The organism is Methylobacterium sp. WL103, from assembly GCF_008039885.1.
In the GTDB taxonomy this organism is placed as follows: domain Bacteria; phylum Pseudomonadota; class Alphaproteobacteria; order Rhizobiales; family Beijerinckiaceae; genus Methylobacterium; species Methylobacterium cerastii.
The window spans coordinates 1-5,120 of record NZ_VRUX01000296.1 but is presented as its reverse complement, the minus strand read 5'-3'; the positions used below and the strand labels follow the sequence as shown (position 1 = coordinate 5,120).

The 5,120-nt window shown below is 56.9% G+C and carries 8 protein-coding genes; 2 read left to right on the top strand and 6 right to left on the bottom strand.

What is annotated here, in order from left to right:
• The first annotated feature begins 309 nt into the window (after positions 1-309).
• On the top strand, positions 310-555 hold the full coding sequence (locus FV222_RS16715; RefSeq protein ID WP_147765303.1) for a hypothetical protein: 246 nt from the start codon (positions 310-312) through the stop codon (positions 553-555).
• Between the two features lie 621 nt (positions 556-1,176).
• On the opposite strand, the gene FV222_RS16710 is transcribed toward FV222_RS16715, so the two are convergent.
• A complete protein-coding gene (locus FV222_RS16710) occupies positions 1,177-1,410 on the bottom strand; it encodes a hypothetical protein (RefSeq protein WP_147765302.1) in 234 nt (77 codons plus the stop codon).
• Positions 1,411-1,564: 154 nt separating this feature from the next.
• Between FV222_RS16710 and FV222_RS29740 the strand changes: the two genes are divergently transcribed.
• A complete protein-coding gene (locus FV222_RS29740) occupies positions 1,565-1,741 on the top strand; it encodes a hypothetical protein (protein ID WP_187277359.1) in 177 nt (58 codons plus the stop codon).
• Between the two features lie 152 nt (positions 1,742-1,893).
• Here the strand turns inward: FV222_RS29740 and FV222_RS16705 are convergent, their stop codons facing one another.
• From FV222_RS16705 to FV222_RS16685, 5 genes are all read right to left on the bottom strand, one after another.
• Positions 1,894-2,085, bottom strand: coding sequence for a hypothetical protein (locus FV222_RS16705; protein ID WP_147765301.1), 192 nt, complete (start codon positions 2,083-2,085; stop codon positions 1,894-1,896).
• Between the two features lie 41 nt (positions 2,086-2,126).
• Positions 2,127-2,348, bottom strand: coding sequence for a hypothetical protein (locus tag FV222_RS16700; RefSeq protein ID WP_147815179.1), 222 nt, complete (start codon positions 2,346-2,348; stop codon positions 2,127-2,129).
• 113 nt (positions 2,349-2,461) lie between these two features.
• On the bottom strand, positions 2,462-2,875 hold the full coding sequence (locus tag FV222_RS16695; RefSeq protein WP_147815177.1) for a PAS domain-containing protein: 414 nt from the start codon (positions 2,873-2,875) through the stop codon (positions 2,462-2,464).
• Positions 2,876-3,309: 434 nt separating this feature from the next.
• Positions 3,310-4,122: a DUF429 domain-containing protein gene (locus tag FV222_RS16690; protein ID WP_147765298.1), complete on the bottom strand. Its 813-nt coding sequence runs from the start codon at positions 4,120-4,122 to the stop codon at positions 3,310-3,312.
• A 259-nt stretch (positions 4,123-4,381) separates the two neighbouring features.
• Positions 4,382-4,927 (bottom strand): recombinase family protein, encoded by a 546-nt coding sequence (locus FV222_RS16685; protein WP_147765297.1) that lies wholly within the window; start codon positions 4,925-4,927, stop codon positions 4,382-4,384.
• Positions 4,928-5,120: the final 193 nt, after the last annotated feature.

Genomic DNA, 5,120 nt, shown 5'->3' with positions numbered 1-5,120 from the left:
TTGCTCGAAATCCCGGAGGTACGTCCAGCCCCGACCGAGAAAATCCCGGCTGAACTGCCGCTTCGAGCGTACAAGACCCATCGATAAAAGATTCGAGTAGACAATTTTCAGGTTTTTGCCGTACATTCCGCCTCCTTGTCTAAATATAGCAGGCGGAAGGCATCATGGAATCCATCCGCTATAATTGGAGATTCCGAAATGATACATGTTACACCGCTGGATGAAGCGAATCAGCTTACCGTTCAGCATCTCATCCGTCGATATTTATCGCCCGAGGGAAAATCCGTCCGGACCTTCGAACGCGCCTGCGTGACGGTCGAGAAGGTCGGCAACCGGTACGGCGTGCCACGGGATGCGGTCACCTACCTGTTTGAAATCCATCATCCGGAGATGGGATTCGCCCTGACGGCGCGGGCGGTCTTCAGATGCGGTGATCTCATGGTGCCAGCCGCGACGCACACCCGCGTAACCGCTTACGAAAACATGGGCGAGCATAGGAGCGAGCATGCTGTGAAGCTCGCCGCCAACGAATGGCTACGGAGTCTGCCGCTGTAGTCGTGACCGTGAAGCGGTGGGCTGCTCTCGACGCTTCTCGGACCCTCGGAAGGTCCGCTTTCCGGCATCTGAATCGAGGGTGCCCTACGTCCGGGGTAGGTGGGAAGCGGAAGGTCAGCTTTGTGGAGGATCACCGCCACCATGATGGCTGGTATTATCCGAAGGTGGGCTGCCCTCCTTACGGCCCGTCATCGGGATTACCTCGAACCATTCTCCCCTAAGCCATTTGGAGATTGTTCCAAGGCCAACCACAAACATGGGTACGGTCATCATCAAAGCTAAGAGACGGGGTGGGTCGAGGGTCTGGTCTTGCCAGAAAAGCCACGTCCAGATCGCAATACCATCGATATAGACGGCCAGAATAACCCAAATCGCTCCGAAGAAGACATCCTTAAAAGTCGCTGGACGGGGATACCCACTCATTTTCGCCTCAAAAGGATATGACGCTTTCTCTTAAAAGGGGTGATCCCACAAATACTTGGGCGAATACTTCGATTTGAATCCAGAGCATGGGTAACATCCGTCAGATTTCGACCACTAGATCGGCGGCGGAACGACGGCTTCCGGGAGAAAGGTCAAGGTCCGCTCGCCACCTTCTGTAAGAAGTCGGAAGGTCCGCTCTTAGGCGCGCGTGGCGATTGTCCGCACCATCGCCTGCACCATAGACAGCACCTTGGCGCGGTCCTGCGTGTTCCTGATCCCCTGCCACAAGCGCAGCAACTCTGTCGTCTGGTCCAGATCGGCACTGGTCTCGTCGAAAAATGCGGTCGGCGCAATGTCTAACGCCTCGGCAAGACGGCGGAGGGAAGCGTCCCGCACATCCGAGCCGTCTCCAAGGTCCGAGCCGTTCTGCATACCACGCTCCGATTGTGCACAATCGGCTTTAGCGCCTTTCGGATGGTGCCCCAACCTCAAAGCGAGTTGGTGCGACAATTTGCAACCTAACATTTGATATGAAATTTCCCACTACGTAGAGTAGAAAAGCATCTCGATAGGACCTGTGTTTGCAATGCCTAAACCAGCCCAATTCGAGGTGATGCTGGATGCCTGTCTCGCCGCATATGAACTTATCAAAGAGTCCGGCACGCCGGAGGCGGAGGCGCTGATGCGCCTCGTGCTGTTTCAGATTGGGCTGGAACTGGCGCGCGGTCCAGCAACGGGCCGAACGACACATAACGACAACTGAAGCGACTGTCACAGACTGTTGCTTATGTGAGTTTCTTCCAGGGTGAGTATGGTCCGCACAGGTTTAGGAACAGAACGTCCGCTTTAGGGCGAAGGGGCAGGGTCCGCTCCCCACCCTTCTCGGACGTTGACGGTAGGTTCGAGGATGACTGTTCAGCGAGCGAGCTTTGCGCGCAGATCAGCGATTCGTCGGGTTGTCGCGGCGGTCTGATCGCGAATCCGCTTCTGGATTCCCGCACAGCGATCCGCTTCTCGGTTGGCCTGGACGGGCGTCATGGGCTTGATCGGCTGGATGATCCCGGCCTCGGCGGTGGATTCGGCAGTGATGATCTCGTGGTAGCGCATACGGTATTTATGCAGAGCTATCCGCTCATGAGGAAACGTCACTAGCCTTTGGCAGCAAGTACACGCGCCACCGCCAACAATTTTGCCCGATCGCTCGGATTATCTATTTCTGACCATAGCTTGAGAAATTCCACGGTTGGTCCAAGATTGTGCGATGCTGAATCAAAAAACGTTTCAATCGGGCAGTTTAAGACTTGAGACAACTTCGTAAGCAGGTCAGACGGACTGACGCTCGTTTCCACGCGGTTGTCTGAGCTCAGCATCGTAGACTCCCACTACACTCGACATGTCTACTAGAAGTCGAATGACGCATCAAATCTCGTCGATAGTGATCGATTCATACTAATGGAGCTAAACAAATTAGAGTTTTCGTAAGTCAATGTTGCTTATTTTTTACAGATTGGATTTGCCGAGCGATCAGTTTTCCAGTCTCCATAAGCACAATATCTAAAATTTTATTTATCTGATGCTGGCCCTCGGATTCATAAAATTCTCTGGCGGCTATGAGATGATCTACAACCGTACGAAATGGGTCATCAGCCTCAATCGGCGCGCCTACAACATAAGTGCTAACGTCGTCGTGGGTTTCTGTAATGTCGATGAGCATGCCATGGCTACGAACAGCCTTGCCTTTAGCATCATGGTAAGTCTTTCCGCGACTTAACACCCGACGTAATCCTTTACCCGGTACCTCGACTCGATACTCGGATACAATGATTGAGCCGTTTTTCGTTGCCTTGACTGAACGCTCAATCATCTTCTCGTAGTCGTCTCTATGAACGGTCGTCATCGCCTCGTGACCCTTCAAGGGTCGGCCAGCATTTGACCAGTCACCCGTAAGGTACAGCGCACCGCCATGATCGTAGGTGACCGTGTGGTTAACGTGATCCCACTCCCAAGTTCCTATGACGCCCGACGCTTCTAGCAGTAGCTCTAACCGGGAGCCCGAATGCTCTCCGTCGTGTCCGAATCTCGACTCCATATGTGTGGTCTCCCCCGAGACGCCTCCAGCGCTTCAACATCGGGTAGTGATGTGGGATCGCGCGATCAATCCTGAGGATACTGCCGGGCAGGATGGAGTGGAAGGGGTTCGCATTACATCTTCCCGATGCTCGCCAAGCCTCAGAGCCTCCACGCGGTCAGCACGGACTCCGCCCCCGCGGCATCATCTCGAATCCGAAAGGTGATCCTTGCTGATGCACCGCTCCGATGAGAGTCGGCGCATCATGCAGCGGGAGCAAAGCCTTGATACCGAAGGCTCCCCGTTCGCTCCTCATCCGCATTCTTTTGGAGCAAGGCTCGCGCCCAGGCAGGTTGTAGGGTTGCGGGAGGTAGAACGATCCAGCCATCCTCGTCGCCGACCGCCGTGTAATCTCCTATGGCAACGCAAAGCGCCGTGAACGCACATACGAGAGCCGCACGGTCGTCGTGGTTTGTAACGGTGGTCAGGGGTGTCCGAAGACTTCGGCTCGGCAGGAGATAACGCAGCAAACGGTCGATCCCGCCGCTCGATGCGAGGTGGGTGTAGAAGGTATCTGACCGGTCGCCGCGGCGAGCATTCAGGGCCGCTGGGTCATCGATCAGCAGGCCCAAGAACGCACTCGGGAACGCCTCCGCAACGGCCTTGTCATGGATTCGGATGTCCTGCTCGGCCGACGCGAGATCGCAGTGATCGATCACGATCCGAGCGCATGCGTTTGCGTGTTGGTTAAGCAGCTTTCCTACCGGCGCACTCGATTGCCCAGGCTTTCCAATCAGGGGTTGAAGGCGCCGTGTGAGCATTCGCTCGGCGGCACGGTATCGACCAATGATGTCGAGCCCCTGGCGCATTGGTCCGTCGAACGCAGAAGCGGTTAAACGTGTCGCGCCTGCCACGCGGACAATGGTGTCCGTCCGCTCCGGCTCAACGGCTCGGAATCGGGCGAAGGACCACTGAACTTCATCCGAGGACCAATCCAAACGGCAGACCGATCCGGATTTTTTCGTCGGCGAGCATCCAACATCTACGCCGAGAACCGACCCTGCCGTACCGAGCATGCTGACACCTGCGATGACATTGACGGGAATCCGAGGACAATGCTCGCATGAGGTTTCACACGCGCCGCCTACTAAACCAAAAAAGGCGTCGGCGTGCGTGGGTATGCAAGGCAGCGTTAACAGGGTCTCAGCGACCCCACGCGGTCAGCGCAGACTCCGTGTCACCGCATCGTCCCGAATCCGGTGGACGGTCTGACGGCTCAATCCGGTTTCACGGCAGACCGTTGAGACCGACGCGTCCCACGAGATCAGGCGAACGTCACGCAGCTAGAATGCGATGCACCGACCCTTTGCCGATCCCGACCTTCGCGGCGATGGCCGCCATGCTCAGCCCTTCGGCCGCCAGTGCCTTGACCTCTGACGCCTTCGCCCGCGCTGTAGGCTTCCGCCCTTTGTACGCGCCCTCAGCCTTGGCCTTCGCAATGCCTTCGCGTTGGCGCTCCAACATCATCTCGCGTTCGAACTGCGCAACACCCCCAAGGACGTTGAGCATCAGCTTACCCGTGGGCGTGCCGGTATCCACGCCAAGGTTGACGATACGCAGGGCCACGCCCTTGGTTTCAAGCCTGCTGATGATGTTGCCGAGGTGGGTAACGGACCGAGCGAGCCGATCGAGCTTAGTGACCGCGATGGTGTCTCCCTCGCGGGCGAAGTCGAGCACGGCGTCCAAAGCCTTGCGCGGCCCGACTGACGACGCCTGCTCTCGGAACAGTTTCTCGCATCCGAGAGCCGTGAGATCGCGGACCTGCGCTTCGAGCCCGGCTTCCTGCTCCAACGTCGAGGTTCGGGCGTAACCGATGAGCATGGAGGCGGTCCGACGTTCCAGTAGGTTCTAAAACGTTAGAACATTTGCCGTTCCGAAATGCAATACCTGTCGTGTGGAACAGCTACGGATGGGTGTTGGAACGTTCCACACGAGCAAGCTCTATCGGACCGCTCGATTGGCGGTGCCTCGGTCAGACCGGTCATCTGACTTGTCCGGTCGCCGCCGGGGTTGC

Coding starts and splice junctions, on each gene's coding strand:
- FV222_RS16710 (WP_147765302.1), bottom strand. CDS start 1,410: ATGCAGAACGGCTCGGACCTTGGAGACGGCTCGGATGTGCGGGACGCT.
- FV222_RS29740 (WP_187277359.1), top strand. CDS start 1,565: ATGCCTAAACCAGCCCAATTCGAGGTGATGCTGGATGCCTGTCTCGCC.
- FV222_RS16705 (WP_147765301.1), bottom strand. CDS start 2,085: ATGCGCTACCACGAGATCATCACTGCCGAATCCACCGCCGAGGCCGGG.
- FV222_RS16700 (WP_147815179.1), bottom strand. CDS start 2,348: ATGCTGAGCTCAGACAACCGCGTGGAAACGAGCGTCAGTCCGTCTGAC.
- FV222_RS16695 (WP_147815177.1), bottom strand. CDS start 2,875: ATGACGACCGTTCATAGAGACGACTACGAGAAGATGATTGAGCGTTCA.
- FV222_RS16690 (WP_147765298.1), bottom strand. CDS start 4,122: ATGCTCGGTACGGCAGGGTCGGTTCTCGGCGTAGATGTTGGATGCTCG.
- FV222_RS16685 (WP_147765297.1), bottom strand. CDS start 4,927: ATGCTCATCGGTTACGCCCGAACCTCGACGTTGGAGCAGGAAGCCGGG.